Genomic DNA, 25,290 nt, shown 5'->3' with positions numbered 1-25,290 from the left:
ACTTTTCGCTTAGTGGCGCGGGGTGACACCCAGCGCGGCGCACGCCTCGCGGTACATCCGGACCGCCTCGGCGCGGACCTGGCGGCGTTCGGTGAGGCGCTCGGCGAACGGGATCCGGATCGGGACCTCGACGCCGTTGATGGCGGCCGAGAAGTCCATCCCGTCGGCGTCCATCCCGGACATCCGGGCGGACGTCGCGGCGGCGGCACCGCCCAGACCGCGGACGATCAGAACGTTGTCGTCGGCGTGGTCGCCGTTCATGTGGTGGGCGATCTGCGCCACCACGTCCGGCGGGAACGGATCGGTCACGTCCAGCGCTCCTTGAGGTCGGCCAGGACGGCGATGTTGTGCCGGTACGCCTCGGACACCTCGGTCAGGAACTCCTGCTCGTCACCGGGCGTCCAGACGATCGCGTCGAGCCGGTCGCGGTAGCCGCTGCGGAAGGCGGCCGGCCGGATCCCGTCGAACACGAAGAACCGGTGGCCGTCGCCGTTCAGCCCGAAGGACTTGGCGATCGCCGGGCCGAGGAACTGCCCGCCGGAGAGGTCGCCGAGGTAACGCGTGTAGTGGTGCGCGACGAACGCCGGCGCCCGGTCGAACGCCACCTCGCGCAGCCGGGCGGTGTAGGCACGGGTGGCCGGGAGGGCGACGACCCGCGACTGCCAGTCCTGGCCGACGAGAAACGCCAGGTCCGCGGCGAGCGCGGGCTCCCGGTGCAGCTCGGGCCGCACGAAGTCGCCGGCGACCGGGTCGGTGCGCTGGGCGAGAGCGGCCTGCTCCAGGTCGCGGTAGATGAACCAGTGCTGCGCGGCGAGATCCGCATACGCCTCGCGGGGCAACCGACCGGCGGCCAGCGCGTCGAGGAACCCGCTCCCCTGGGCCGCGTCGTGCTCGGCCCTGGTGCCGGAGCGCAGCCGTGCGGACAGGCGCTCCACCTCGGGCGGATCGGCGACTGACATCCGGCAACCCCTCGCTCGCGGTCGGTAGTTAGGCCCGCGGTCGGTAAGTTAGGCTCGCGGTCGGTAAGTTAGGAGAGCCTAACCCACAAAGTAGGTCCGCCGACCCCGCCCACCGCCCCAAACCGCCTGAGGGCCATCTTTGAGTACGGGGCAGAATGGTGAGATGCCCCAGCCCCTTGAGACCGTCTTGGCCGAAGTCCGCGACCTGCTGCTCGACCCCGCTCTGACGCGTGCGGTCGCGGCGGGCAGGCGGCGCGGTCAGGAGCCTTCGGTACGCCGTGCCGAACTGCGCCCGGTGTCACTCAAGGACGGGACGAAGCTCCAGATCGTGACCGACGACGGCGCACGCCCATTCACCCGGAATGTCTCACCCGGCGAGGAGGCGGCCGCCGCGGTCGACGAGTTGCTGGCCGAGCCGTTCGGTAACTGGCATGTGGAGACGGCGGCGGCGACCGTCCAGGTGCGCATCACCAAGAAGGGCGACGCCCAGGTGCATCGCGCCGCGGCCAACCGTGCCGAGGCCGCGCCCCGCGAGCACGACCGGTCCAAGCAGTGGCTGCTCGATCCCGGCGACCCGCTGTTCCAGGTGCTGGGCGCGAACGCCGCGAAGCGCCGTCAGGTGGACGCCTTCCTGCGCGCGCTGGCCGCGACGCTGCCGGCCGAGTTGCCGTCGCCGCTGCGCGTCGTCGACCTGGGCTGCGGAAACGCTTACCTGACGTTCGCGGCCTACCGCTATCTGGCCGACCGAGGCGGTCAGGTCCAGGTCGTGGGGGTCGATGTCCGCGAGGATCAGCGGGTACGCAACACCGCTCTCGCCGCCTCCCTGGGATGCGCCGACGATGTGACCTTCGTCGCAGGCACGATCGAGGACGCCACCATCGACGCCGCCGCATTCAAGGCCAGCGCGCTCGACGCCAGCGCGATCAAGGCCAGCGCGCCCGACGCCAGTGGGCTCGACGCCAGCGGGCTCGACGCCAGCGCGCCCGACGCCAGCGCGCCCGACGCCAGCGCGCCCGACGCCAGCGCGCCCGACGCCAGCGGGCTCGAGGACGCCGCAATCGAGGTCGGCGCGAGCGAGGACGCCTCGGTGGGTGTCCGGCCCGATCTTGTACTCGCCCTGCACGCCTGCGACACGGCAACCGACCAGGCCCTGGCCCGCGCGGTCCGCTGGGACGCGAAGTGGGTTCTCGCCGCGCCGTGCTGCCACCACGACATCGCCGCCCAGCTCAAGTCGAACCCGGCCCCCGACCCGTACGCCGAGCTGACCCGCCACCCGATCCTCCGCGAGCGCTTCGCCGACGTGCTGACCGACACGCTCCGAGCGGCCCTGCTGCGCACCGAGGGCTACAAGGTGGACGTCGTCGAGTTCGTCGACTCCGCGCACACCCCGCGCAACCTCCTGCTCCGCGCCCGCCACACCGGAGTCCCCGCCCCCCGCACCGAGTACGAAGCCCTGACCGCGCAATGGGGCGTAACACCAGCACTCGAGAAGCTGCTCGCGTAGGTCGGTCGTGTTTCAAACCCGACCTAGCTCACGACAGCGGTCCAGCTTGCGGTGTGCACCTTGCCGGCGACCTGGAAGTCGAAGAACATCCGGTAGCGACCCGGCCCCGGCGCCGCCAGCCAGAACTTGACCTTGCCGTCGACCAGCGTGGCCTCCGGGTGGACGTGCACGTAACCCAGGTCGCCCTCGCGCATGACGACCAGGTGGCCGAAGGCGCCGAGGTACGGCTCCAAGGTGGCCGGTCGCCCCGCCGACGTCACAGCCATGAAGAGCGGCTGGGTCACCCCGATCTGCGGCCGTCCCTCGTACGCGACCTGGAACTCCCCGGTCGTCGCCTGCTGCACCGGCGCGGGCAGCGGGACCGGCCGGTAGTCCCCGGGCACCGTCAGGTCGGCGCCCAGCGTGACCGGCACCTGCTGCCCGCCGACGATCGCGGTGAAATCGGCCACCGCCCGGTAGCTGCCCGGCTGCGCCAGCGTGAGCGGGATGCTCCACGTGCCGTCAGCCGCCATCGTCGGGTGCACGTGCTGGAACCCGGACAGGTCGCGCCGGATCACGATCAGGTGCAGCGGCTTGTCGTGCACGACCGCGAATGTGGTGACCGGCGCGTTCCCGGCGCCACGAACCACGAACGAGAACGTCTGCTGCCGCCCGGCCGTGAACGTGGCCGCCGTCGGCGCCAGCGTCAGCCCGGCGCTGGTCAGGCTGAGCCCGCCGACCTCGGCGCCGCCACCGCCGGTCGCCCCGCCCGGGGTCACCGAGCCGTCGGCGTTGTGCACATGCGGCGCCTGGCCGGCGTCGTCGTGCGACGGGGCGGGCGCGGGTGCACCGTGGCCGTGCCCGTCACCGGCCGGCTGGGCGACGGGTCCACCGGAGGCGGTCGGTGTCGACTCGTTGAGCCGGCCGATGCCGTACCCGGCGAACAGCACCACGATCAGCACGGCGCCGAACACCGCCAGCTTGAACGCGGCGCTCTGCTCCCGCGCGGGCGGCCGGTTCAGAACACTGATGTCGCCCGCGGCCGGGGCGTTTACTTCTTCGACGGCGTCGTCCGCGACGTCAGGCATCGGCGAGCTCGTAGCCGGCCTCGTCCACCGCGGCCCGTACGGCGGCGTCGTCGAGCGGCGCCTCGCTGGTCACGGTGACCGCACCGGCGCCCAGGTCGACCTGCACGTCGTCCACGCCGTCCAGGGAGCCGAGTTCGCTGCTCACGGCACTGACGCAGTGCGAGCAGGTCATTCCGGTGACGGTGTAGGTCCTGGTGACAGACATGACTATCAATGCCTCCGGCTCGTGTCGGGTGATTCAGCTCTTGACCAGGCGGGCGATGGCGTCGGACGCCTCTTTGACCTTGGCGGTCGGGTCGCCGGCCCGGGCGGCGTCGACCACGCAGTGTGCGAGGTGGTCCTCGAGGAGCCCCACCGCCACCGCCTGCAACGCGCTCTTGGCGGCGGAGATCTGCGTCAGCACATCGATGCAGTAGGTGTCCTCGTCGACCATCCGCTGCAGTCCGCGGATCTGGCCCTCGATGCGGCGCAGCCGCCCGAGCAGCGCCTGCTTGTCACCGGAGTAGCCATGCGGCCCCACGTGGTCGTCGCTCATGCGGTCAGCATACCCCCCACCCGTATCCACCTCCACGCGGCGTCCCTTTTGGGCGTTTTGCCTCGTTGAAGCCGTCGTGCCGTCTCCCCGTCGCATCATTGTCGCGCTGCTGCTCACCCTGCCCGCAGCGCCTGCCATGGCAGCGCCCGCAGTGGCCACGCCCGCGGTAGCCACGCCCGCGGTAGCCACGCCGAGAGCGGATCGGCCGACGATCGCCGAGATCGACAAGCGGATCACCGCCGCCGCGCGCCGCCTCGAGGTGATCGTGGAGCAGTACAACGACTCGCGCGAGGACCTGCGCGCCAACCTGACCCGGCAGCGCACGCTCGGCGCTCGGATCGGGCCGATGACCCGGGACCTGCGACAGCGGCAGGCGCTGATGGGCGGACTGGCCGCGCGAACCTACCAGCGCACCGTTCGCGGACCGACCGCCGCACTCCTCAGCGCCGACGACCCGCACGAGTTCGTCTCGAAGATCATCGGCCTGCACGAGCTCGCGGCCCAGCAGCAACAGGCCGTCCGCGACCTCGACCTGGCCCGCGAACGCGTCGCACACACCCGCACCACCCTGCGGCAACTGGCCGGCCAGCAGCGGCGCACCCAGACCCAGCTGTCCGCACGCAAGGCCATGGTCGAGGGCGAGATCGCCGCGCTCAAGCAGATGCGCGAGGTCGCCTACGGCGCCGGCTCCCGATACGCCCAGGTCTTCGACTTCCCCGCCCCGCCCTCCGTCCCCGGCCCCGCCGGGAAGGTCGTCGCCTTCGCCTTCGCCCAGCTGGGCAAGCCCTACAGCTGGGGCGCCGCCGGACCCCGCTCCTACGACTGCTCGGGGCTGACCCTCGCGGCCTGGGACCGGGCCGGGGTGTCGCTGCCGCACAACGCCGCCCGGCAGTACACCGTGACGGCGCACCTGGACCGCTCCGACATCAAGCCCGGCGACCTGGTCTTCTTCCACGGCCGGATCAGTCACGTCGGCATCTACATCGGACGCGGCATGATGATCCACGCCCCGGAGTACGGCGAGGACGTCCGCATCGCGCCCGTCGACCTCCTGCCGATCCACGGTTTCGGCCGACCCGCCCCATCCGACTGAGCCCAACGATCGTCACCCCGCCACGGCGAGGGCGAGCGGGAGGACGGCCGGGGCGCCCGCCCGGCGCAGCGCGCGACCGGCCAGCACCATCGTCCAGCCGGAGTCGACCAGGTCGTCGACCAGCAGCACCGGGCCGCCCAAACCGGACACCGCGGCCGCCAGCTCCGGCGGGACCGTGAAGGCGTCGTGCAGCTCGCGGACGCGTTGAGCGCTGTTGCCCCGGGGCTCATCGTTCCCCTGGTGGGACGACGACAGCTCACCCAGGAACGGCAGCCGGCCCACCGACGCGATGTGCTCGGCGACGCCGCGCACCAGGGCCGGTCGCCGGCTGGAGCCCACGGCCACGACCGCGACCGGGCGCTCCTCCCAGCGGTCCTCGCCCTGCGCCCAGGACTTGAGCGTCTGAACCACGGCACCGGCGACGTCCTCCGGCAACGCGGCATCGGCGCCCTCGACCAATTGGCGCAGCCGGGCACCCCAGCCCAGGTCGGAGAGCCGGCCCACGGCACGGCCCGCCCGGATCTGGTCGGCCGGCGGGATCTTGCCCTTCACCGGGACGCCGACCGCGTCCATGCCGGTGGGCCACATCTTCTTCGGCGCGATCGGCACGCCCGGCTTGCCCAGGAAGGCATGCGCGGCGGCCAGCGCGTCGGGTGACACGTCGGTGTCGAAGAGCGGCTCGGCACAGGTGTCGCACCGGCCGCACGGCTGCGCCTCGGGGTCGTCCAGGCAGCGGCGGAGGAACTCCATGCGGCACGTGCTCGTGCGTGCGTACTCCAGCATGGTCTCCTGCTCTGCCGTGCGTGTCTCGGCAACGCGGCGCAGGCGGGGGGCGTCGTAGGTCCACGGCTCACCGGTCGCGGTCCAGCCGCCGCGGGTCCGGCGGACCGCGCCGTCCACGTCGAGCACCTTGAGCATCATCTCGAGCCGGGCCCGTCGCAGGTCGACCAGCGGTTCCAGCGCGGGCGTCGACATCGGACGGTCCGCCGACAGGTTGGCCAGCACGAGCCGCACCTGGTCCTCCGGCGGGAACGCCAGCGATGCGAAGTAGCGCCAGATCGCCCTGTCCTCCGGGCCGGGCAGCAGCACCACCTCGGCGTGCTCCACCGCGCGCCCGGCCCGGCCGACCTGCTGGTAGTAGGCGATCGGCGACGGCGGCGCGCCCAGGTGCACGACGAAACCGAGATCGGGCTTGTCGAAGCCCATGCCCAGCGCCGACGTGGCCACCAGCGCCTTGATCTTGTTGTCCAGCAGGTCCTGTTCGGCCGCGCGCCGGTCGGCATCCTCGGACTGGCCGGTGTAGGACGCCACCGGGAACCCCCGCGACCGCAGGAAGTCGGCCGTCTCGGTCGCCGCGGCCACGGTCAGGGTGTAGACGATGCCTGACCCGGGCAGCTCCTCCAGATGGTCGGCCAGCCAGGCCAGCCGGTGCGCCGGGTCGGGCAGCGGCAGCACGGCCAGCCGCAGCGAGTCGCGGTCGAGCGTGCCGCGCAGCACCAGCGCGTCGCCCAGCTGATCGGCCACGTCGGCGGTCACCCGCTCATTCGCCGTCGCCGTGGTCGCGAGCACCGGGGTCCGCTCGGGCAGCCCGGCCAGGAACGTGCGCAACCGCCGGTAGTCCGGCCGGAAGTCGTGGCCCCAGTCGGAGACGCAGTGCGCCTCGTCCACCACGAGCAGGCCGGTGGTCGACGCCAGGCCGGGCAGCACGTTGTCGCGGAAGTCCGGATTGTTCAGCCGCTCGGGACTGATCAGCAGCACATCGACCTCGCCGGCCCGGATCTCAGCGGTGATCTCGCCCCACTCGTCCAGGTTGGCCGAGTTGATCGTGCGCGCCCGGATGCCGGCCCGCGCGGCCGCCTCCACCTGGTTGCGCATCAGCGCGAGCAGCGGCGACACGATCACCGTGGGCCCGGCCGGCGGCTCGCCCGCCTCGGCCGCGACGCCGTCGCGCAGCAGGGCGGTGGCCACGAAGTAGACCGCCGACTTGCCCCACCCGGTGCGCTGCACGCAGAGCACCCGCCGGCGGTCGATCACCAGCGCCTCGATGGCTCGCCACTGGTCGGCACGCAGGACCGCGTGCTCACCGGCGAGCTTGCGCAGCACCTCCTCGGCGCACTCGCGCACCACTGCCCGCTCCGCGTCGCTGACTGTCGTCATTTCTGCCACGCCGCATGTCTACCAGCCGCCTCCGACAGAACTGCCGTTATCCACAGGGCCGACGTCATCCACAGGACCACCCGAATCGGCGCCGTCCGGCTTCTCGCGGTGCAAGGGTGGTGCCATGTCCAAGACGCTCGCCGAGAAGCTTCAGATCAAACCGCACACGACCGTCTGGTTGTCCGACCCGGGCCACGTCACCCTTCTCACACCCATGCCCGAGGGGGTACGCGAGAGCGACCAGCTGGCCACCGCCAGCACGGCGATCATGTTCGCCGATGACGCCGCGACGGCCCACCGGCTGATGGAGACGCATCAGGCCGACCTGACCAAGCCGGCCGTGCTCTGGGTCGCCTACCCCAAGGGCGGCAGGGCGGACATCAACCGCGACACCCTGTGGCCGATCATCGCCGAGTTCGGCCTGCGGCCCAACTCACAGGTGGCGATCGACGACCACTGGTCGGCGCTGCGGTTCCGGGCGGACGAGCCGGGCGAGGCCCCGTTCACCGCCCCAGGACCGAGCCCCCGTTGACGTTGATGACCTGCCCGGTGACGAAGCCACCACCCGGACCGACCAGCCAGCGGACGGACTCGGCGATGTCGGCCGGGATGCCGGGCCGGCCGACCAGCGTGGCGTCGACCCGCTTGCGGTGGCCCTCCTCGGTCATCCGGCCCAGGAAGAACTCGCTGTCGGTGATGTACCCCGGCGAGATCACGTTCGCGGTGATGCCTTCCGGGCCGAGCTGCACGGCCAGATCGAGCATGTAACCGTGCAGGGCAGCCTTGGCCGCGGAGTACGGCCCGCCGCCACCGCGCTGGGCCGCGATCGAGCTGGTCAGGATCACCGTGCCGCCCGGCCGGCGCAGCAGCGGGCGCAGCGACTCGGTGAGCAGCACCGCGGTGGTGACGTTGGAGTCGAGGGTGGCTCGCCAGTGCTCGACCAGGCCGGTCGGCGTCGAGTCGTCCCCGCTGATGAAGGCGCCGGCGTTGTTGACCAGCACGTCCAGTGGACGCCCGGCGACCGCCTCGACCACAGCGCCGACCTGCTCCGGGTCGACGAGGTCGGCGGTCACCGACGAGGCCTGCGGCCCGATCCACTTCACGGCGTCGGCGAGCACCTCGGGCCGACGGCCGACGATGATCACGTCGTAGCCCTCACCGGCCAGCATCCCGCCGATCGCCCGCCCGATCCCGGTCCCACCGCCACTGACAACTGCGAGTCTGGACATGCCCCGAACCCTAGCGGAGCAGGTCAGCGATCAGATCGGCCGCCGAGATGTCCTGGTTGGTGCGCCCGAGCATTGCCGGGTTCCGCCGCGGGCCGGGGATGGTGTGGCCGCCGCCGTGGACCGTGTAGAGGACCACCGGCGGCCGCCCGTCCTGGTCATGGGCGGTACGTTCCACCGCCGGGGCCACCGTCGTCGTGACCGGATCGGTCGTGATCCCGTTGCGCCTCGCGAAGTATGCGGCGGTCGCCGGCGCGGACAGGGACTCGCCGCCGACCTTGAACAGGGTCCGGACCCACCACCGCATGGGGCCGCCCCGGTACGGGATGAGCGGGTCCTTCGTGCCGTGGATCAGCAGCACCGGCATCGGCTTCGGGGCGGGCGCGGGATGCGGCATCAGGAAGTCGTCCGGGGCGGGCATCGTCGATCCGATGATCGCCGCGCCGGCGAGCAGCTCTGGCGCCTCGTGCATCAGCCGCATCACCATCTGGCCGCCGTTGGAGTAACCGGCCGCGAAGACCCGGCCCGGATCGACGCCGTGACTGGCGGTCAGCCTGTCGATCACGGCGCGGGCGAATCCGACGTCGTCGACGTTCTCGGTGCGGGCGGCGAACGAGCTCTGCCGGCGGGCGTCGTTCCACTGCTTGCGGTAGCCGTCCAGGTACGCGACCACCCCCAGGTTGTCGAAGGCGCGGCCGGTGAAGTCGCGGTGCTTGTCCCCGGTCTGCTTGGAGCCGTGGAAGACCAGGACGAGATCCTTGCTGGGCGTTCCGGCCACGGTGAAAGTCCTGGTACGGCCGGAAACCTCGATGCTTTCGCGCATGTCTCGACGCTAAACTTTGACATCGTGTCAAGGTCAAGTCCGCGAGAGGCGGCGCCGGTGCGGATCAGTGAGCCCCGAGGAGGCGCCGGTGCGGATCAGTGAGCTCAGCGCGAGGACCGGGGTGAGTGCCCGGTCCTTGCGCTACTACGAGCAGCAGGGGCTCATCGCGGCCGAGCGGCGGCCCAACGGCTACCGCGACTACGGCGACGACGCGGTGGTGACGGTGCTGACGATCCGCTCGCTGTACGGCCTGGGCTTCCCGAGCGAGCTCGTCCGCACGGTGCTGCCGTGCACCACCGGCGAGGGCGTCGACCAGGCCGTCTGTCAGAACGTCGTCGAGCGGGTGACCGCCATCCGCGACGACATCGCCGCGCGAGTGACCCACCTGACCGAGACCCGCGACACCCTGACCCGCTTCCTCGCCGACCAGACCGGCTGAGCCGCCGCCGGCGGGGAGCACGAGGAAGGCCGCGGCCGGCGCCGGCGGAAGGCCAGCGCCGGCAAGAAGATCATCCGCCGGCAGAAGGCCCGGCAGAAGGCCCAGCGGACGGCACGGCGGACGGTTTGAGCGCGGCCGTCGCGATGCCCAGCGGGCGCCACGCTGCCACGGTGACGAGGACCATCGCGGCGGCGGCCGTCCAGAATGTCGCCACCAGGCCAAATGACTGTGCGACCAGGCCACCGCTGAGGGACCCGATTGCGGCGCCGCCCAGGTCGAGCAGGGCGTAGACGCTGGTGGCCCGGCCGTACATGGCGGGTGGGACGGTGCGCTGCCGGATGGTCACGACGATCGTGCCCCAGACCGCGGCGTGGATGCTGAAGACGACGATCGAGGCCGCCGCCGGCCACGGGTCGGAGGTCGCGGCGAGTGTGGCGTGCAGCCCTACCTCGATGAGCAGGCCGATCCGCAGCAGCGCGGTCGCTCCGACCGACCGCATCAGCCACGGCGCCAGGAATGTGCCGAGGAGGCCGCCGACGGCGAAGGCGGTGAGGAGTACCCCGTACCCGAAGGAGGAGAGACCCAGCACGGAGCGGGCGTAGAGGACGAAGATCGCGAACGCCGCGCAGAAGACCAGGTTGCCGAAGGCCATGGTGACCGCCAGGCTGCGCAGCAGCCGGTGCCCCCAGAGAAACCGCAGCCCGGCACCGATGTCCACGGCCAGGGACCGACGCGCCGAGGCAGGTGGAGCGGGCGGCGGAACCGTCCGCAGCACCGCGATGAGCAGGGCCGACGCCAGGAACGACGCGGCGTTGAGGCCGAAGGGCAACGCCGCGGCCACCGCGAACAGCCAGGCGCCGAAGGGCTTCGCCGCGAACTGGTTGATCACGGTGAAGGTGCCGCCGAGCAGGGAGTTCGCCAGCGGCAGGTTCCGCTCGGCCACGATCGACGGCACGAAGGCGGAGGCCGCCGTGTCGGCCAGGGTCTCGCCGGTGCCCAGGACGAAGAAGACCGCGTAGATCAGAGGCACCGAGACGAACCCGGCGGCGATCGACGCGGCCAGGAAGGCGATCGCCAGGGCTCGGACGACGTTCACGGCGACGACCAGCCGGCGGCGGTCGAGCCGGTCCGCCCAGGCGCCGCTGATCAGCGCGAACAGCAGCCACGGCAGTTGCTGGGCGAAGACCGCGCCGGCCACGGCGGCGGGGTCGGTGGTCAGGGTGGAGACGAGCAGGGGCCCGGCGACCATGGTGACGCCGTCGCCCAGGTTGGAGACCGCGGACGCGGTCCAGAGTTTTCCGAAGTCCGCGCCGAGACGCGCGGGAACCAGGGCACGCAGAAGATGCTCCTCAGACAGGCGGGATGAAGGTCGGAGACCGCCTGGGAGCGAGGGAAAGGCGACGTCCTCGCTACGCGGCGGGGACCTTGGCCATGGTGAGAAGCATCATCAGATCCCTTCGAGGCGAGACTGAGGAAACGATCAGCCCACGCTAACCGGCACCCGGTGCCGAAGCGCGGCATTTACCGCCGCCACCGCGGTGTCGGGGTGGTCGGTGAAGAAGCCGTCGACGCCCATGTCGAGGAAGTGCTCGTACTCGGCGATGACGTCGCCGCGGGCGGTCGGGTCGGTGCCGATGCGGAGTTCGGCGGGCAGGAACTGGTTCTCGGCGCGGATCGTGTACGCGTGCACGACCAGCCCGGCGTCGTGCGCGCGCCGCACCATCCGCGGGTCGGCGGCCAGCAGGTCCTTGTCGGGGCCGATGCCGTACGCGTACCGGGCGATCGCCTCGAGGTCGGCGGCCGGTTCCTCCAGCAGGTGGATCAGCCGGATGTCGGTCATCGTGCTGATCCTGGTCAGCGACGACGCCTCGAACGACTGGATCAGGATGTGGTCGGTCCGGTCCGCGAAGCCGTTGCGGTACAGCGTCCGGACCAGCGGCTCCTCGAGGGCCAGCCCGATCGACGCGAAGTGCGACGGGTGCTTGGTCTCCGGGTACACCCCGATCGGCCGGCCGCGGCGGCGTTCCTCCTCGGAGGCCAGGTCGAGGATCTCCTGGAAGGTCGGCACGGTGAAGCGGCCGTTGAAGACCGTGTTCTGCGGGCGTACGCCGGGAAGCCTCTCGATCGCGCGGAGCGCGCGCAGCTCGGCGAACGTGAAGTCCTCGGTGAACCACCCGGTGACCTCGAAGCCGTCGATGATCTTGGTGGTACGGCGGCTCGCGAACTCGGGGTGGGCGGCGACGTCGGTGGTGTGCGAGATGTCGCTCTCGTGCCGCGCGACCAGGACGCCGTCGCGGGTGGAGACGAGGTCGGGCTCGATGTAGTCGGCGCCGAGCCGGATGGCGAGGCGGTACGACTCGAGGGTGTGTTCCGGGCGGTATCCGCAGGCGCCGCGGTGACCGATCACCAATGGCCTGGTCGGCTGGTAGTCCACGATCAAATTCAACGGTCGGCACGCTACGGGCGGGTGGGCTCCAGACAACGAAAAGGTAAACGTCACGCCCAGGGTGGTGTTTCTAGATGGCGACCGAGAAGCCACCGACGCGGACCGGCGGAGGCGCGGGGCGCACCGGTTCGTCGGCCTTTTCGACCTTGGGTTCGGCGGCGGGTTTCGGTGCCGGCTTCTTGCGCGGTTTCTTGGGCCTGCGCTCGGCGGGGGGCGCCGAGGAGGAAGAACGCCGAGGCGGCGAAACAACGGCCTCGATGGTGCGAGCGCCGACCACCTCGGCCTCACAGGTACGCCCGTCGAGCGTGAACGCGAGCGGCAGCGGGTTGCTGCCCTTGTAGGCCCCGCGCAGCAGAACACTCACCGACCGCCCCGGACCCAGATCCTTGCGGCCGCGCAGCACCACCCGCCGGCCGTCCTGGGCGACGGCCTGCGCCGGGTCCTTGAGGCGCTGGGTTCCCGGGTACGTGAAGGCCATACGCCAGTCCCCGACGGCGTTGCCGCCGGTGTTGACCACGGTGAGCCGCGCCTCGAAGTCGGCGCCGGTGTCCTTCTCGACCCGGTAGCGCACCGCGCACTCGGCGGCGTGCACGACCCCGGCCGGGGTGCCCGCCCCTGCCGCCGACGCTTGCGCCGGTCCTGCTTCGGCCGGCTCCCGGGCCGCCGTCCAGCTCAGCCCGACCACCGCCAGCAGCGCGACCGTGGCCGCGCCCGCCTGCAGCCGGAGCTTGCCGGTGACCAGGTCGTGGAAGACCTGGCCGCCGCGGAACAGTCCGCCGCCGAGCGGCTTGGCCACGCCGACGTGCAGGGCGGTGAGCAGCCGCAGCCCGGCCCGCAGCCGCAGCGACTTGGTCGGGCGTACGGAAACCTTGACCGGCGCCGGGGAGGAGGCAGCCGCGGGAACGGGCAACATCGGGACGTTCGGCTGCAGGCCGACGGCCGCGCCCAGCCGGATCGCCAGCTCGGCGGCCTGCGGGCGGTCCTCGGGCGCCTTCTCGAGGCAGCGCAGGTAGAGGTCGGACACGACAGGTGGCAGGCCGGGCAGGGAGGGCATCGGTTCAGGTTCGGCGTAGAGATGCGCGCGCAGGGCCTCGGTGGTGTTCTCGGCCGGCCAGGGCAGCCGACCGGTCAGGATGCGGTAGAGCAGTACGCCGAGCGCGTAGACGTCGGTGGCCGGGGAGACGTCGACGCCGCCGAGGCGTTCCGGGGCCAGGTAGGCGGGAGTGCCGAGCAGGCTGCCGTCGGGGGCGGCGTCGCGCTGGCCGACCAGCGCGGAGATGCCGAAGTCGACGACCTTGGCGCCGGCCCGGGTGACCATCACGTTGGCGGGCGTGATGTCCCGGTGCACGACGCCGCTGGCGTGCGCGGTGGCCAGTGCGGAGGCGACCTCGGCGGCCAGGGTGACGGCCTCGCGCCAGGCCATCGGGCCGTTCCGGCGGACCCGGGCGGACACCGGCTCGCCGTCGTTGAGCTCCATGACGACGAACGGAACGGCGAGATCACCGCCGGCCCGCGAGAAGCCGACCGGGGACTCGCCGAAGTCGAAGATGCTGGTGATGTGCGGGTGGCAGAGGCTCGCGGCGGCGAGGGCCTCCTGGCGCATCCGGCCGCGGAAGGCGTCGTCGCCGGCCAGCCGCGGGGCGAGCACCTTGATGGCGACGTCGCGCCCGAGGATCTCGTCGTAGCCGCGCCAGACCTCGGACATCCCGCCGGTGCCGAGCTTCTCGACAAGACGGTACCGGTCCGCGATGCGCCGTCCGATCCGCCCCATATGCCGATTGTGATGCTAACCATGCACGGCTGGATGCCGCATGGAGAAACCGCCCTCTATGTCCGAGGCGTCACCCTTGGAGCAATTGGTCCACGGGGGCGTAATCGTCGGTGAGCACGCGGCTGTCGCCGATGTACGAACTCAGCTCCGCGCCGTCCAGCAGGGTCACCGGCTCGTCGGCCAGATCGAGGGCCTCCCGCAGGAAGGTCATCGGCAACGGCGACCGCGAGGCGACGATCACGAAGTTGGAGCCCGTCTCACCGGCCAGAGCGGCCGGCGGGGCGATCAGCGCGACGTGCGGGAAGACCGCGGCGACCGTCTTGAGCTCGGCGCGGATGAAGCGGCCCGGCGGGTAGTCGATGACGTTCTGGGCGTAGACCCCGTCCGGCTTCAGGACCCGGGAGATGTCGGCGGCCATCTCCTTGGTGGCAAGGTGCCACGGGACGACTAGGTGCCCGAAGGCGTCGCCGATCACCAGGTCGTACGCGCCGGTGCGCTGCTCGGCCAGGCCCACCCGGGCGTCGCCGACCCGGGTGCGCAACTGGGGGCCGGTGCGCAGGCCCAGCTCACGCTCGTCCAGGTCGACCAGGCCGCCGTCGAGTTCCAGGACGAGCTGGTCGCTGCCCGGCCGGGTGGCCGCCACGTACGCCGGCATGGTGAACCCGCCGCCGCCCAGGTGCAGCGCCGACAGTGGGGCCGCCGGCAGCCGGATCGTGTCGGTGACGGCGCCGAGCCACTGCACGTACGCGAAGTCGAGGTGCTCGGGGTCGTTCAGGTCGACGTACGAGTGCCGGGCGCTGTTGAGAATGAGGGTCCGTCCACCGGCGACGGCCGGATCGGAGTCGACGCGGGCGCAGTGGTAGGCGGTCTCCACGTCACACGGCGTCGGCGCGAGCCCGCCCAACCCCGCACCGGCCAGCCCGATCGCGGCCAGGGCTGCGCGCGTGCGCGGCTTGCCCGGCGTGACCACCGCCGGATCGCGGCGGCGCAGCCACCAGCCGAGCCCGAATCCGGCCACCGCGAGCAGCACCGCCAGGGTCAGGATGATCCAGCTGCTCGGCATCGCGGCGACGAAGATGAAGCCGGTCCCGAGCGTCGCGGTGATCGCCCCGAGCGTCCCGAAACTGGACAGCCGCCCGACCACCTCACCGGTCCGGCGCAGGTCGCCGAGCTGAAGCTTGACCACCAGCGGACTGATCGAGGACAGCAGAAAGGCGGGCAGAAAAACCGCAAGGGCGGCAAGCAGGAGTACGGCCGGAGCAGCGCCGCCGCGCAGCACCTCGCCACCCCACCGGACCAGCGGCAGGGTGATCGCCGTGCCGATCGCGCCGAGGATCAGTGCCGGGGCGAGCAGCACCCGCGGGTCGTACCGGTCGGCGAGCCGGCCGCCCAGCCAGGTCCCGTACGCGATCGCCGCCAGCGAGATGCCGATGACCGAACTGCTCACCTGCAGGGTGACGCCGACGTACGGCCCGACCAGCCGCAGCGCCACGATCTCCAGCACCAGCACCGCGCCACTGGCGAAGAACACCAGGGCCGTGGCCAATGCGTTGGGCAGGGGACGCGGGTGCTCCGGCGGCGTTTCCATCGGGCGAAGGGTACCGACCGAACCTGGTCAGAGCATGGACAGGTGCACGTGGTTGGTGTGCGTGGCGCTGGGCCCGCCGGAACCGCTGTACGCACGCCAGCCGGTGCTCGGCATCCAGATCTCGCGGAACCAGATCACGTACATGACGCCCAGCCGGTCGGCGTTCTTCACGAAGTAGCCGGCCAGGCTGTTGCCGTACGCCTTGTCGCCGCCACTGGCGTTGACGTTCTGGAAGCCGCTCGCGTTGGCGGAGAAGTCACAGGCCCGGCCCTTGGGATGCTCACCGGACGCCCGCTCGCTGAAGCAGGACGTGTAGCGCTTGAATCCGGCCGACTTGGCCTGCTGGTACGCGTTCAGCAGCCGCGGCGTGATGCAGCCGCCGGTGGTCGGGTCGTCGACGGTGCAGCGTTCCCTGGGCCAGGAGCCGTCCGAGTTGCGCGGGGCGGGCTTGGCGAGCGGCGAGTTGGCGCTGACGAATCCGCCGGCGACACTGCCACCGCCGACGCTGGCCAGCGCGATCTCGGCCTCCTTCTTCTTCTTGGCGAGGATCAGGACCTGCTTGCGCTGTTCCTTGATCTCCAGGTCGACGGCGGCTTTCGCCTTGGTGTAGGTGGCGATCGCCTCGCGGTAGCGGGTCATCGCCCGCCCGTCGAGCTGGGCCATCACGTCGAGTCGCTGCACCCGTTCCAGGAAGGAGTCCGGTGAGCTGGCGTTGAGCAGCAGCGTCATCGTGTTGAAGCGGCCGAGCCGGTAGGAGCGGGCGGCCACGGCACCGACCTGCTTCTCCAGCTGCTTGCTCTCCACCTGCGCCTGCAGCAGCGTGTTCTGCAGCCGTTTCTGACGTTTCTGCGAGGCCGCCAGGCGCTGCGTCGCCTCGACGTGTCCCTTGGCGGCCGACTCCAGCGCGGCGCGCAGCGTCTTGCTGCCGCCCTCCGGATCGGGCGCCGCACTCGCCGGGCTCGGGGCGGTCAGCACCGCGCCCAGCACGACAACCAGCAGGGCCACGACAGCGGCCAGCCGCCGGAGGAGATTCGCCGCCACGCTCTACCTCCCAAGGTCATGAAGCGACGCGACTCTACCCGGGCGGGCGGTATGCATGCACCTCGATCAGGTTGCGGAATATCCACCATCGACGAAGAGTGTCTGCCCGGTGACCGAAGCGCTCGCGTCACTCGCCAGATAAACGACACAACCGGCAAAATCCTCCGGTACGCCGTTACGACCAGTCATCGCCCGCGCGGCGTGCACGCGGACTTTGGACGGATCGGCGAACACTTCCTCGGTCAGCGGGGTGTGCACCACGCCGGGCGCGATCGCGTTGCAGCACACGCCCCGCCGCGACCAGGCCTCCGCCTGCGATCGGGTCAACGCGACCAGGCCCGCCTTGGACACGCCGTAGGCGCCGCTGTTCCCGTAGGCCCGGAACGCCTGCTGCGACGCGACGTTGATGATCCGCCCCCAGCCGCGCTCGGCCATCCGCCGCCCGAAGGCCTGGCCCAGCAGGAACGGCGCGGTCAGGTTGGCGGCCAGCGTGACGTCCCAGTCGTCCTCGGTCAGGTCGTCCAGCGGTGGCCGCCGGTTGACCGCCGCGGAGTTGACCAGGATGTCCGGCTCGCCGACCTCCTCGATCACCCGGCCGACCGCCGCCCGGGAGGACAGGTCGGCCGACACCGAGAAGGCGTCCACGCCGTAACCGCGCAGCTCGTCGACTGTCGAAGCCAGCCCGGAAGCGCCGCGCGCGACCACCGCGACCCGGGCGCCGGCGCGACCGAGCGCGACCGCCATGACGCGCCCGATGCCCGACGTCCCACCGGTGACCACGGCCAGTCTGCCGCCGAGCCCGAAGATCTCGTTCAGGTACTCCGACATCAGAAGACGTGGCCCGGGAACAGCGTCTCGCGTGCCGTGTGCCAGATGTCGTCGTTGGGGGCGACCAGCAGGCCGAGGTCCGAGTCGGCCGGGTGGTACGCGCTGCCGTCCAGGTGCAGGGCCGTGCCGCCGGCCTCGCGCAGGATCAGCGCGCCGGGCACGTGGTCCCACGGCAGAACCCGCCAGAACAGGGCGAACTGCTGCTCATCGGTCGCCACCGCGGGATATTCGTAACCCGCGCAGTGATGGCCGGCGGTCACCCGTCCGAAATGGTGCGCGTTCGCGTCGGCCAGCGCGCGCAGCTCGGCGGTCAGGTACTTGCGGGCCACCACGCCGGTCATCGCCGCGACACCGGGATCGTCGGTGCGGGTCTTCACCCGGACGCCGTCGATCGTGGCGCCGCTGCCCGCCTCGGCCATCGTCATCCGGTCGGCGACCACGTCGAGGATCCAGGACGCGGCCGGTTCACCGTCGTTGAGCAGCGCGACCATCACCGCGAACGGCGTCTTGCCGGCGGCGAAGTTGTTCGTGCCGTCGATCGGGTCGACGATCCAGACGGCGCCGGAGTTGTGCACCCGGCGCAGCACGCCGGGGTCGTCCGCCACCGCTTCCTCGCCGACCACGACGGACCCGGGCAGCAGGGCGGTGAGCCCGGCGGTCAGCGCCCGCTCGGCCTCCTGGTCGGCGATCGTGACCACGTCGCCGGGGGTCTTGACCTGCACATCCTCGGAGCTCAAGTGCTGGAAACGAGGCAGCACCACCGTCGCCGCGACCTCCTTGATGAGGTCGCTCACCTGATCAAGCACGCGGGGGCAGCTTCACGACGCTGACGAAGAACTCGTCGATCTGCCGGATCACCGAGATGAACCGCTCGAAGTCCACCGGCTTGGTGACGTAGGCGTTCGCGTGCAGCTGGTAGCTGCGCAGGATGTCCTCGTCGGCGGCCGAGGTGGTCAGCACGACGACCGGGATCCGGCCCAGGTCCTCGTCCTTCTTGATCTCGGCGAGGACCTCGCGCCCGTCGCGTCTCGGCAGGTTGAGGTCGAGCAGGATCAGGTCGGGCCGCACCGCGTCGGCGTACTGACCCTCGCGGCGCAGGTAGGCCAGCGCCTCGGCGCCGTCGGACACGACGGTCAGCCTGTTCTGAACCTTGTGTTCCTCGAACGCCTCCTGCGTCATGAGCACGTCGCCCGGATCGTCCTCGACGAGCAGCACCTCGATAGGGGTGCCGTCCTTCCGATTCATCGCACCGGTCATTCCGAGCCCACCTTTCGCATGCCCTTCTGGCCCTCGCCCGCGACGCCGTTGGCACGCGCCGGCTGGTGCCGCTCGGTGCAGTCGGTCATGCGGTGACCTCTTTCCGTGGTTCCTCTGCTGCAACGAGCACGGCGGGCACGGGAAGCGTGAAGTTGATCGAGGTGCCCTCGTCCACGTCCAGGTCCAGCCAGATCCGGCCGCCATGGTATTCGACGATCTTCTTGACGATCGCCAGTCCGATACCGGTGCCCTCGTACGCGTCCCGGGCATGCAACCGCTGGAAGATCACGAAGACCTTGTCGGCGAACTCCCGCTCGATGCCGATCCCGTTGTCGCGCACGGTGATCCGCCACTCGTCGCCGTCCCGCCCGGCCGACACCTCGATGCGCGGCGGCACGTCCGGCCGGCGGAACTTCAGCGAGTTGCCGATCAGGTTGACGAACAGCGTGGTGAGCAGCGGTTCCTCGCCCTCCACCACCGGCAGGTCCGTCCAGACGATCTCCGCGTCGTCACCGGCCGCGGTCTCCAGCTGTGATTTCACGTCGGCCAGCACCCTGTCCAGGTCGACGTCGGTGAAGCCGGAGGTGAGCCGGCCGATCCGGGAGAACGCGAGCAGGTCGTTGATCAGGCGCTGCATCCGCTGGGCGCCGTCGACGGCGAACCCGATGTACTGGTCGGCGCGCTCGTCCATCTGCCCGGCGTAGCGGCGCTGCAGCAGCTGGCAGAAGCTGGCCACCTTGCGTAGCGGCTCCTGCAGGTCGTGCGACGCCACGTAGGCGAACTGCTCGAGGTCACGGTTGGACCGGACCAACTCCTCGGCCTGCACCTTCAGCTGATCGTTGACCCACTCGATCTGGGAGCGCGCCTCGCGGACCTCGGCCAGCTCGGCCGCGATCTGTTTGCGCATCCCGTCGACGTCCTCGGCGAGCACCCTGAGCTCGGGTGAACCGGCGCTGTAGATGTGTTTGTCGTAGTCGCCCGCCGCCACCTCGCGAACCTGCTCGGCCAGCTCGACGACCGGCCGGGTGACCAGCCGGTCGAGCAGCAGCAGCAACGACGCACCGGCCAGGATGATGATGGCCGCCACCGCGATCTCCACCGCGACCAGCCTGCTGCCGGTCTGCCGGGCGGCGTCGGCGACGACGTTGCGCAGGATCAGGATGTCGGCCTGCAGCGTGCCGATGGAAGCCCGCAGGTCGTCGAAGAGCCGGGTGCCGGCCTGGTCGATCAGCACCTGTGAGGCCGCCACGCCCCGCGTCTGCACGGCGCTGATGACCGGGTCGGCGACCCCGGCCCGCCACGCGTCGGCCCGCTGGACCACCTCGGCGAGCGCGGCGCGGACGTCGTCGTCGTCCTCCTGCGGGCGCAACTGCCCGCGAATCGTCGCGATCAGCTGGTTGGCGTTCTTCACACCCTCGTTGTAGGGGTCGAGGTTCTCCGGTCTGCCGCTGATCGCGTAGCCGCGGACCGCGGTCTCCTGGTCGACGTACGCGGTGACCAGGTTCTCGCCGGCGACCCGCATCGGGCCGGTGCGGTTGAGCAGATCGTCCACGTACGTGTTGCTCTGGTTGGCGATCACCGCCGCGTAGATGCCGAGTGCCGAGAGGATCACACCGACCGTGAGGCACAGGGCGAGGACCCGGCGCCGCAACGCCCAGGTGCTGAGCCGGAAGAGGTTCACCGGCCACCGCCCCGGGAGATCAGCAGCATGGCCACGTCGTCGGCGAGCGGGCCGCCGTTGGCCTGCTCGGCGCGCCCGACCAGCCACGCGGGCAGGGCGGCCAGCGGCACGTCGCGCGCGGCCGGTTCGTCGAGCAGGGCGCAGAGCCCCTCGATGTCGAGACGTTCGTTGCCCACTCCGCTGTGCCCCTCGATGAGTCCGTCCGTGTAGAGCAGCAGCGACCAGTCCTCGCCCGCGAACGTGACCTCGGAGGCCGGCGTCGGCCTGGGGCGTACGCCCAGCACGATCCCGGTCCGGGCGGTCACCGGCGCCACTTTGCCGCCCACCAGTTGCACCGGGGGCGGATGGCCGGCCAGGCGTACCGTCGCGCGGTTGTTCGAAAGGTCGAGCACCACCGCCGCGACCGTCGCGAACACCTCGCGCGCCCGCCGTTCGGTCATCAGCACCTGCTCCAGCGCCTTGAGCACCTCGTCGTCGGCCACGCCGGCGAGCACCAGGGCCCGCCACGCGACCCGGAGCTCCACCCCGAGCGCCGCCTCGTCCACGCTGTGCCCGCAGACGTCGCCGACGATCAGGTGCAGCTTGTCCTCGCCGACCTGGATGACGTCGAAGAAGTCGCCGCCGAGCAGGCCCATCGCCCGGCCGGAGCGGTAGAACGTGTGCACCGCGACCTTGGTGGTGTCCATCAGCGGCTGAGGCAGCAGACCGCGTTCCAGCCGGGCCGACTCGGACTGCCGCAGCTCCACCTCGCGCAGCCGCCGGGCGTTCTCGTCGGACCGTTTCCGCTCGACCGCGTAGCGCAGCGCCCGGGTCAGCAGCACCCCGTCGACCTGACCCTTGACCAGGTAGTCCTGCGCGCCCTCGGCGACCGCGGCGACGCCCAGGTGCTCGTCGGAGCGGCCGGTCAGCACGCACACGGCGGCGCTGCCCGCGAACGTCAGGAAGCGGCGCAGCCCGTCGATGCCCTCGGCGTCCGGCAGGCCCAGGTCGAGCAGCACGCAGTGGATGCCGCGGGTCATGCCGCGCGCCTCGCGCAGGCTGCGCGCCACGACCAGTTCGAACGGGGCGCCGGCCTCGTCTAGCAGCTCACGCACCAGGAACGCGTCACCCTCGTCGTCCTCGACGAGCAGGATGCGCAGGCGTTCGGGGCTGAGCGCGGCGGGAACGGCCGTGTTGGTACGCGGCGCGACCGACCGTTCCGTCATGCCGATACCCCACTCGACTCGGCCGGGCGTGACATGCAGATCGTGTACCAACCCGAACGACCGCACAACAGTGGCGTCATCCGATCCCGCCCTCACCTGCGGCGGCCGCCGCCCGGCGGACGTGGTGGGCGATCACCTGACCGAGGATGCCGTGCAGCTGGCCGCAGTCGACGCAGTGCAGGTTCTCGTCGAGCCGGCGTCCGCCGCAGCCGATGCATTCGCCGCGGTCGTCGGGATCGCGGTACGCGTCCAGGGCCTTGCACAGGGCCCGGACCACATGATCGCCGACCGTGAATACCTGATCACCGAGCGCTGTACGCACGGCCAGCATTGCCACCGGTGAAGCATCCGGTGACGGATCGTAAGGTGCGACCCGGTCGATGAACTCCGCGAGAACGGAGGCGGGGTCGAGCGGCTCGGTCACCGCTCCAAGTTAAGGCACTCGCCGAAAAGATCACCCGGGTACCCGGCGTCGGGAGGACACGATTAGATGTCACCCATGCGTGACGCCCCCGACCGCGCCCTGACCCGTCCCCGGTTTCGCCCCCTGGCCGCCCTGGTCGCCTTGCTGGCGCTGGCCGCCGTCGGCGTTCTGTCGGTCTGGTCGGTGCTCCCACCGGCCGCGCGCGACGTGTCCGCGCCACCCGGCGAGTTCAGCGCCGGTCGCGCGTTTCAGCACGTCCAGGCCATGTCGACGGCGCCGCATCCGGCGGGGAGCGCGGCCGACGACAAGGTCCGCGACTACCTGATCGCCACGCTGAACGGCTTCGGCCTGACCCCGACGGTGCAGGACACGATCACCGAGCAGGGTGGGCAGTTGTCCGGCGCCGCGGGCGGGGTCGCGATGGCCCGGGTACGCAACGTGATCGCCACGATCCCGGGTTCCGCGTCCACCGGACGGGTGTTTCTGGTCGCGCACTACGACTCGGTACAGACCGGGCCGGGCGCCAACGACGATCTCGCCGGGGTGTCGACCATCCTCGAGACGGTCCGCGCACTGACCTCGTCCGGCCGGCAGCTGCGCAACGACCTGGTCGTCGTGCTGACCGACGGCGAGGAGGCGTGCCTCTGCGGCGCCGAGGCGTTCGTCAGGCAGCATCCGCTGGCCCGGCAGGGCGGCGTGGCGCTCAACCTGGAGGCCCGCGGCACCAGCGGACCGGCGATCACGTTCGAGACCTCGCCGGACGACGAGAAGCTGATCGACGTGCTCGCCGAGACGCCGAAGCCGGTCGGCTCGTCGTTCGCCGTCGAGGTGTACCGGCTGCTGCCGAACGACACCGACTTCACGCCCTTCCGCGACGCCGGGTTCCGCGGGCTGAACACCGCGTACATCGACGGCGCGGCGCACTATCACGCACCGACCGACACGGCGTCCCGAATGGACAGAGACAGCCTCGAGCATCACGGGGAGAACGCGCTGGTGCTGGCCGAGGAGTTCGGCGGGCGCGACCTGACCGGCCTGGAGGCGCGCAGCGACGCCACCTACTTCCCGGTGCCCGGCGGCCTCGCGCACTACCCGGGCTGGCTGGTCTGGCCGATCGCGGTGCTCGCCCTGATCGGGGTGCTCCGGCTCGGATCGCGGGCCCGCAAGCGCGGCCTGGTCACTCGCGGCAAGCTGTGGGGCGGATTCCTGCTGGGCCTGATCCCGCTGCTGGGTGCGCCGGTGCTCGCGCAGTCGCTGTGGCAGGTGGTGACGATCATCCGGCCGGCCTACACCGACATGCCGATCGACCCGTACCGTCCACTGTGGTTCCGGGTGGGTGTGCTCGCGGCCACCGCGTTCGTCGTGTTCGCCTGGTACGCCTTGCTCCGCCGCCGGATGACGCCCGCCGCGCTGACGATCGGCGGCCTCGGCTGGCTGGCCGTGCTGGGCCTGCTGCTGGCCTGGTTCGCGCCCGGCGGCTCCTACCTCTTCGCCGTGCCCGCGCTGGCCGGCGCCCTGATGGGCCTGCTCGCGATCGCGTTGCGCGGCGGCTGGGGCTCGACCCTCGCGCTGATCATCGGCGGCGGGGCAGCGGTCGTCGTACTGGCGCCGATGGTCCTGCTGTTCTTCCCGGCGCTGGGCATGGTCCTGGCGGCGTCCGGCGCGATGCTCGCCGTGGCGCTCGGGCTGGCCCTGCTGCCGCTGGTGGACCTGATCCACCCGGAGGCCGGTGGCCAGCGCGGCACGGTCGCCCTGCGCGCCCGCCGGCTCGGCCTGCTGCCGTCGCTGCTGGCCCTGCTCGCGATCGTCGGCTGCGGCGCCGCCGGCCTCTACACGAACAAGTTCGACGCGGACCACCCCGAGCCCACCCACCTGATGTACGCCGTGGACACCGACACCAGCCAGGCCTACTGGCTCAGCGACGAGTCCCGGCCGCGCCCGTGGACCGCGCAGTTCGTGGCCGGCTCGAAGCGCCCGGTGACCGATTTCCTGCCGGCGTTCGGCGACGAGAAGCTGCTCACCGGGCCCGCGACCGCCGCCGACAATCTCGTCGCACCGCAGGTCACAGTCGTCAGCGACACCCGCGAGGCGTCCGGCCGGGTGCTTCGCCTGCGGCTTCGGTCACAGCGTCCGGTACGCCTCACCGCCCTGCACGTGGCCTCCGACGTGACCGTCACCGCGGCCTCGGTCGGCGGTCGCGCCATCCCGACCGAAGCGAAGGCCGGCGGCACGTGGGGCTTCGGCTTCGTCTTCTTCGCGGCCCCGCCGGAGGGCGTCGAGGTGATCCTCCGGCTGGCCGGCACGGGCCCGGTTCGCCTCCGCGCGATGGACGGCAGCGACGATCTGACCGCCCTCCCCGGTTTCCGCCCCCGACCCGCCGACGTCGGCGTGGTCGGCTCCCACTCGTCCGACATGGTGGCGGTGGCCAGGACCTACACGTTCTAGCGACCTCGGCCGCGGCGGCCCTTGCCCTGGGCGGACTCGAACTTGAAGTGGATGAAGAGGCGGCCCCAGTTGTCGCCGTCCTTCTCCACCCGGTGATAGAGCTGCTTGATCTCCCGCTGGTCCAGGAAGCGCAGCACCTTTTTCTTCAGGGCGCCGCTGCCCTTGCCGGGGATGATCTCGACCAGCGTGGCCTTCTTCTCGATGGCCTCGTCGATGACGCCGCGCAGCGCGCGGTCGATCTCGGTGCCCTTGTTGAAGATGTCGTGCAGGTCCAGCTTGATTTTCACGCGTCCAGCTTACGAGGCGGTGTTCTTGCCGAGCCATGTCTCGACGCGATGCAGGGCTTCCTGGTAATCGCCGTGGTCGGCCTTCATCGCCGCGGCGAGCCGCAGGTGCGGCAGCGCCTCACGAAAACGGCCGGCCCTCTCGAGGGTCCGGCCGAGCACGTGGTGTGCGTAGTGGTCCGACGGATCATGCTCGATCAGCGCCCGTAGCTGGGCTTCCGCCCGGGCCAGCTGCGCCGAGTTGAAGTAGGCCCGGGCCAGCAGCTGGCGAACAGCGCTGTTGTGCGGTTCCGCCTCGACGATCGGCTCGAGCATGCGAGCGGCGGCCACCGGGTCACCGGCCTCGAAGGTGAAGGTCGCCCTGCGGTACTCCTCAAGAAGATCCACGACCGCCTCCAAGGTAGTGAACGCGAGAACACCAACGCTGGCACAACATCGGGCCAACGGCGAGTACCCACTCGTCCCAGCTTCCCGACAAAACCCCGCATAACGCAACCCCCGCTGGACAGAATGCCTG

26 protein-coding genes are annotated in these 25,290 nt (G+C 71.2%); 5 read left to right on the top strand and 21 right to left on the bottom strand.

Annotated elements, in window-relative coordinates; all coding sequences use genetic code 11:
- Positions 1-9: 9 nt before the first annotated feature.
- Positions 10-309 (bottom strand): DUF2470 domain-containing protein, encoded by a 300-nt coding sequence (locus QSK31_RS17290; RefSeq protein WP_285685061.1) that lies wholly within the window; start codon positions 307-309, stop codon positions 10-12.
- Entirely contained in the window at positions 306-959 is a 654-nt protein-coding gene (locus QSK31_RS17285; protein ID WP_285685059.1) for a biliverdin-producing heme oxygenase, read from the bottom strand. The genes QSK31_RS17290 and QSK31_RS17285 overlap by 4 nt, the downstream gene beginning before the upstream one ends.
- Positions 960-1,122: 163 nt before the next feature.
- Between QSK31_RS17285 and QSK31_RS17280 the strand changes: the two genes are divergently transcribed.
- Entirely contained in the window at positions 1,123-2,463 is a 1,341-nt protein-coding gene (locus QSK31_RS17280; RefSeq protein WP_285685057.1) for a methyltransferase, read from the top strand.
- Between the two features lie 23 nt (positions 2,464-2,486).
- Here the strand turns inward: QSK31_RS17280 and QSK31_RS17275 are convergent, their stop codons facing one another.
- Genes QSK31_RS17275 through QSK31_RS17265 form a run of 3 tightly spaced genes read right to left on the bottom strand, consistent with a single transcriptional unit; the run spans position 2,487 to position 4,065 of the window.
- Positions 2,487-3,530, bottom strand: coding sequence for a DUF8832 domain-containing protein (locus tag QSK31_RS17275; protein WP_285685056.1), 1,044 nt, complete (start codon positions 3,528-3,530; stop codon positions 2,487-2,489).
- Positions 3,523-3,735 (bottom strand): heavy-metal-associated domain-containing protein, encoded by a 213-nt coding sequence (locus QSK31_RS17270; RefSeq protein WP_285685054.1) that lies wholly within the window; start codon positions 3,733-3,735, stop codon positions 3,523-3,525. Before QSK31_RS17270 ends, QSK31_RS17275 begins: the two co-directional genes overlap by 8 nt.
- 33 nt (positions 3,736-3,768) lie before the next feature.
- Positions 3,769-4,065: a metal-sensitive transcriptional regulator gene (locus QSK31_RS17265; protein WP_285685052.1), complete on the bottom strand. Its 297-nt coding sequence runs from the start codon at positions 4,063-4,065 to the stop codon at positions 3,769-3,771.
- Between the two features lie 76 nt (positions 4,066-4,141).
- Here QSK31_RS17265 and QSK31_RS17260 point away from each other — a divergent pair, with 76 nt between their 5' ends.
- Positions 4,142-5,158, top strand: coding sequence for a C40 family peptidase (locus QSK31_RS17260; protein WP_285685051.1), 1,017 nt, complete (start codon positions 4,142-4,144; stop codon positions 5,156-5,158).
- A 12-nt stretch (positions 5,159-5,170) separates the two neighbouring features.
- On the opposite strand, the gene QSK31_RS17255 is transcribed toward QSK31_RS17260, so the two are convergent.
- A complete protein-coding gene (locus QSK31_RS17255; protein WP_285685049.1) occupies positions 5,171-7,315 on the bottom strand; it encodes a RecQ family ATP-dependent DNA helicase in 2,145 nt (714 codons plus the stop codon).
- 124 nt (positions 7,316-7,439) lie between these two features.
- Here QSK31_RS17255 and QSK31_RS17250 point away from each other — a divergent pair, with 124 nt between their 5' ends.
- Positions 7,440-7,847, top strand: a complete 408-nt coding sequence (locus tag QSK31_RS17250; protein ID WP_285685047.1) for a hypothetical protein — start codon at positions 7,440-7,442, stop codon at positions 7,845-7,847.
- Here the strand turns inward: QSK31_RS17250 and QSK31_RS17245 are convergent.
- Positions 7,819-8,544, bottom strand: a complete 726-nt coding sequence (locus QSK31_RS17245; protein WP_285685045.1) for an SDR family NAD(P)-dependent oxidoreductase — start codon at positions 8,542-8,544, stop codon at positions 7,819-7,821. The genes QSK31_RS17250 and QSK31_RS17245 overlap by 29 nt on opposite strands.
- A 10-nt stretch (positions 8,545-8,554) precedes the next feature.
- Positions 8,555-9,364 (bottom strand): CE1 family esterase, encoded by an 810-nt coding sequence (locus QSK31_RS17240; RefSeq protein ID WP_285685044.1) that lies wholly within the window; start codon positions 9,362-9,364, stop codon positions 8,555-8,557.
- A gap of 88 nt (positions 9,365-9,452) precedes the next feature.
- On the opposite strand from QSK31_RS17240, the gene QSK31_RS17235 reads away from it, so the two are divergent.
- A complete protein-coding gene (locus QSK31_RS17235; protein WP_285685042.1) occupies positions 9,453-9,803 on the top strand; it encodes a MerR family transcriptional regulator in 351 nt (116 codons plus the stop codon).
- Between the two features lie 70 nt (positions 9,804-9,873).
- Here the strand turns inward: QSK31_RS17235 and QSK31_RS17230 are convergent, their stop codons facing one another.
- The 11 genes from QSK31_RS17230 to QSK31_RS17180 form a co-directional block, all read right to left on the bottom strand.
- Positions 9,874-11,142, bottom strand: a complete 1,269-nt coding sequence (locus tag QSK31_RS17230) for an MFS transporter (protein ID WP_285685403.1) — start codon at positions 11,140-11,142, stop codon at positions 9,874-9,876.
- A 141-nt stretch (positions 11,143-11,283) separates the two neighbouring features.
- Positions 11,284-12,249, bottom strand: a complete 966-nt coding sequence (locus QSK31_RS17225) for a glycerophosphodiester phosphodiesterase family protein (RefSeq protein WP_285685041.1) — start codon at positions 12,247-12,249, stop codon at positions 11,284-11,286.
- 70 nt (positions 12,250-12,319) lie between these two features.
- Entirely contained in the window at positions 12,320-14,020 is a 1,701-nt protein-coding gene (locus tag QSK31_RS17220; protein ID WP_285685040.1) for a serine/threonine-protein kinase, read from the bottom strand.
- A 70-nt stretch (positions 14,021-14,090) separates the two neighbouring features.
- Positions 14,091-15,608, bottom strand: a complete 1,518-nt coding sequence (locus tag QSK31_RS17215) for a fused MFS/spermidine synthase (RefSeq protein WP_285685039.1) — start codon at positions 15,606-15,608, stop codon at positions 14,091-14,093.
- Positions 15,609-15,635: 27 nt separating this feature from the next.
- Positions 15,636-16,649: a coiled-coil domain-containing protein gene (locus tag QSK31_RS17210; RefSeq protein WP_285685038.1), complete on the bottom strand. Its 1,014-nt coding sequence runs from the start codon at positions 16,647-16,649 to the stop codon at positions 15,636-15,638.
- Positions 16,650-16,715: 66 nt separating this feature from the next.
- Positions 16,716-17,477: an SDR family NAD(P)-dependent oxidoreductase gene (locus tag QSK31_RS17205; RefSeq protein ID WP_285685037.1), complete on the bottom strand. Its 762-nt coding sequence runs from the start codon at positions 17,475-17,477 to the stop codon at positions 16,716-16,718.
- Entirely contained in the window at positions 17,477-18,283 is an 807-nt protein-coding gene (locus QSK31_RS17200) for an inositol monophosphatase family protein (protein ID WP_285685035.1), read from the bottom strand. Before QSK31_RS17200 ends, QSK31_RS17205 begins: the two co-directional genes overlap by 1 nt.
- Complete coding sequence (locus QSK31_RS17195) at positions 18,276-18,722, bottom strand: response regulator (protein ID WP_502872973.1); 447 nt, start codon at positions 18,720-18,722, stop codon at positions 18,276-18,278. The genes QSK31_RS17200 and QSK31_RS17195 overlap by 8 nt, the downstream gene beginning before the upstream one ends.
- 97 nt (positions 18,723-18,819) lie before the next feature.
- Positions 18,820-20,415: a sensor histidine kinase gene (locus QSK31_RS17190; RefSeq protein WP_285685031.1), complete on the bottom strand. Its 1,596-nt coding sequence runs from the start codon at positions 20,413-20,415 to the stop codon at positions 18,820-18,822.
- Positions 20,412-21,620, bottom strand: a complete 1,209-nt coding sequence (locus QSK31_RS17185; RefSeq protein ID WP_285685029.1) for a PP2C family protein-serine/threonine phosphatase — start codon at positions 21,618-21,620, stop codon at positions 20,412-20,414. The genes QSK31_RS17190 and QSK31_RS17185 overlap by 4 nt, the downstream gene beginning before the upstream one ends.
- A gap of 76 nt (positions 21,621-21,696) precedes the next feature.
- On the bottom strand, positions 21,697-22,044 hold the full coding sequence (locus QSK31_RS17180; RefSeq protein ID WP_285685027.1) for a hypothetical protein: 348 nt from the start codon (positions 22,042-22,044) through the stop codon (positions 21,697-21,699).
- Between the two features lie 75 nt (positions 22,045-22,119).
- Here QSK31_RS17180 and QSK31_RS17175 point away from each other — a divergent pair, with 75 nt between their 5' ends.
- Positions 22,120-24,489 (top strand): M28 family peptidase, encoded by a 2,370-nt coding sequence (locus QSK31_RS17175; RefSeq protein ID WP_352244446.1) that lies wholly within the window; start codon positions 22,120-22,122, stop codon positions 24,487-24,489.
- Here QSK31_RS17175 and QSK31_RS17170 read toward each other — a convergent pair.
- Together QSK31_RS17170 and QSK31_RS17165 are read right to left on the bottom strand one after the other, a co-directional pair.
- Positions 24,486-24,776 carry a Smr/MutS family protein gene (locus tag QSK31_RS17170; protein ID WP_285685023.1) on the bottom strand — a complete coding sequence of 97 codons (291 nt, stop codon included), beginning with the start codon at positions 24,774-24,776 and terminating at the stop codon, positions 24,486-24,488. The two genes, QSK31_RS17175 and QSK31_RS17170, sit on opposite strands and share 4 nt — an antisense overlap.
- A gap of 9 nt (positions 24,777-24,785) precedes the next feature.
- Complete coding sequence (locus QSK31_RS17165; protein WP_285685021.1) at positions 24,786-25,160, bottom strand: tetratricopeptide repeat protein; 375 nt, start codon at positions 25,158-25,160, stop codon at positions 24,786-24,788.
- Positions 25,161-25,290 lie beyond the last annotated feature (130 nt).

This window comes from Actinoplanes sp. NBRC 103695 (assembly GCF_030269485.1).
GTDB lineage: Bacteria > Actinomycetota > Actinomycetes > Mycobacteriales > Micromonosporaceae > Actinoplanes.
Note: the sequence above shows the minus strand (reverse complement) of the source record. Positions and strands in the feature narration are given on the sequence as shown.

What these genes read in the sequence shown, in the direction of transcription:
- QSK31_RS17250 (WP_285685047.1), top strand. Translation starts at nt 7,440, where the DNA reads ATGTCCAAGACGCTCGCCGAGAAGCTTCAGATCAAACCGCACACGACC.
- QSK31_RS17285 (WP_285685059.1), bottom strand. Translation starts at nt 959, where the DNA reads ATGTCAGTCGCCGATCCGCCCGAGGTGGAGCGCCTGTCCGCACGGCTG.
- QSK31_RS17205 (WP_285685037.1), bottom strand. Translation starts at nt 17,477, where the DNA reads ATGTCGGAGTACCTGAACGAGATCTTCGGGCTCGGCGGCAGACTGGCC.
- QSK31_RS17270 (WP_285685054.1), bottom strand. Translation starts at nt 3,735, where the DNA reads ATGTCTGTCACCAGGACCTACACCGTCACCGGAATGACCTGCTCGCAC.
- QSK31_RS17255 (WP_285685049.1), bottom strand. Translation starts at nt 7,315, where the DNA reads ATGACGACAGTCAGCGACGCGGAGCGGGCAGTGGTGCGCGAGTGCGCC.
- QSK31_RS17280 (WP_285685057.1), top strand. Translation starts at nt 1,123, where the DNA reads ATGCCCCAGCCCCTTGAGACCGTCTTGGCCGAAGTCCGCGACCTGCTG.
- QSK31_RS17195 (WP_502872973.1), bottom strand. Translation starts at nt 18,722, where the DNA reads ATGAATCGGAAGGACGGCACCCCTATCGAGGTGCTGCTCGTCGAGGAC.
- QSK31_RS17245 (WP_285685045.1), bottom strand. Translation starts at nt 8,544, where the DNA reads ATGTCCAGACTCGCAGTTGTCAGTGGCGGTGGGACCGGGATCGGGCGG.
- QSK31_RS17215 (WP_285685039.1), bottom strand. Translation starts at nt 15,608, where the DNA reads ATGGAAACGCCGCCGGAGCACCCGCGTCCCCTGCCCAACGCATTGGCC.
- QSK31_RS17220 (WP_285685040.1), bottom strand. Translation starts at nt 14,020, where the DNA reads ATGGGGCGGATCGGACGGCGCATCGCGGACCGGTACCGTCTTGTCGAG.
- QSK31_RS17275 (WP_285685056.1), bottom strand. Translation starts at nt 3,530, where the DNA reads ATGCCTGACGTCGCGGACGACGCCGTCGAAGAAGTAAACGCCCCGGCC.
- QSK31_RS17175 (WP_352244446.1), top strand. Translation starts at nt 22,120, where the DNA reads ATGCGTGACGCCCCCGACCGCGCCCTGACCCGTCCCCGGTTTCGCCCC.
- QSK31_RS17265 (WP_285685052.1), bottom strand. Translation starts at nt 4,065, where the DNA reads ATGAGCGACGACCACGTGGGGCCGCATGGCTACTCCGGTGACAAGCAG.
- QSK31_RS17185 (WP_285685029.1), bottom strand. Translation starts at nt 21,620, where the DNA reads ATGACGGAACGGTCGGTCGCGCCGCGTACCAACACGGCCGTTCCCGCC.
- QSK31_RS17240 (WP_285685044.1), bottom strand. Translation starts at nt 9,364, where the DNA reads ATGCGCGAAAGCATCGAGGTTTCCGGCCGTACCAGGACTTTCACCGTG.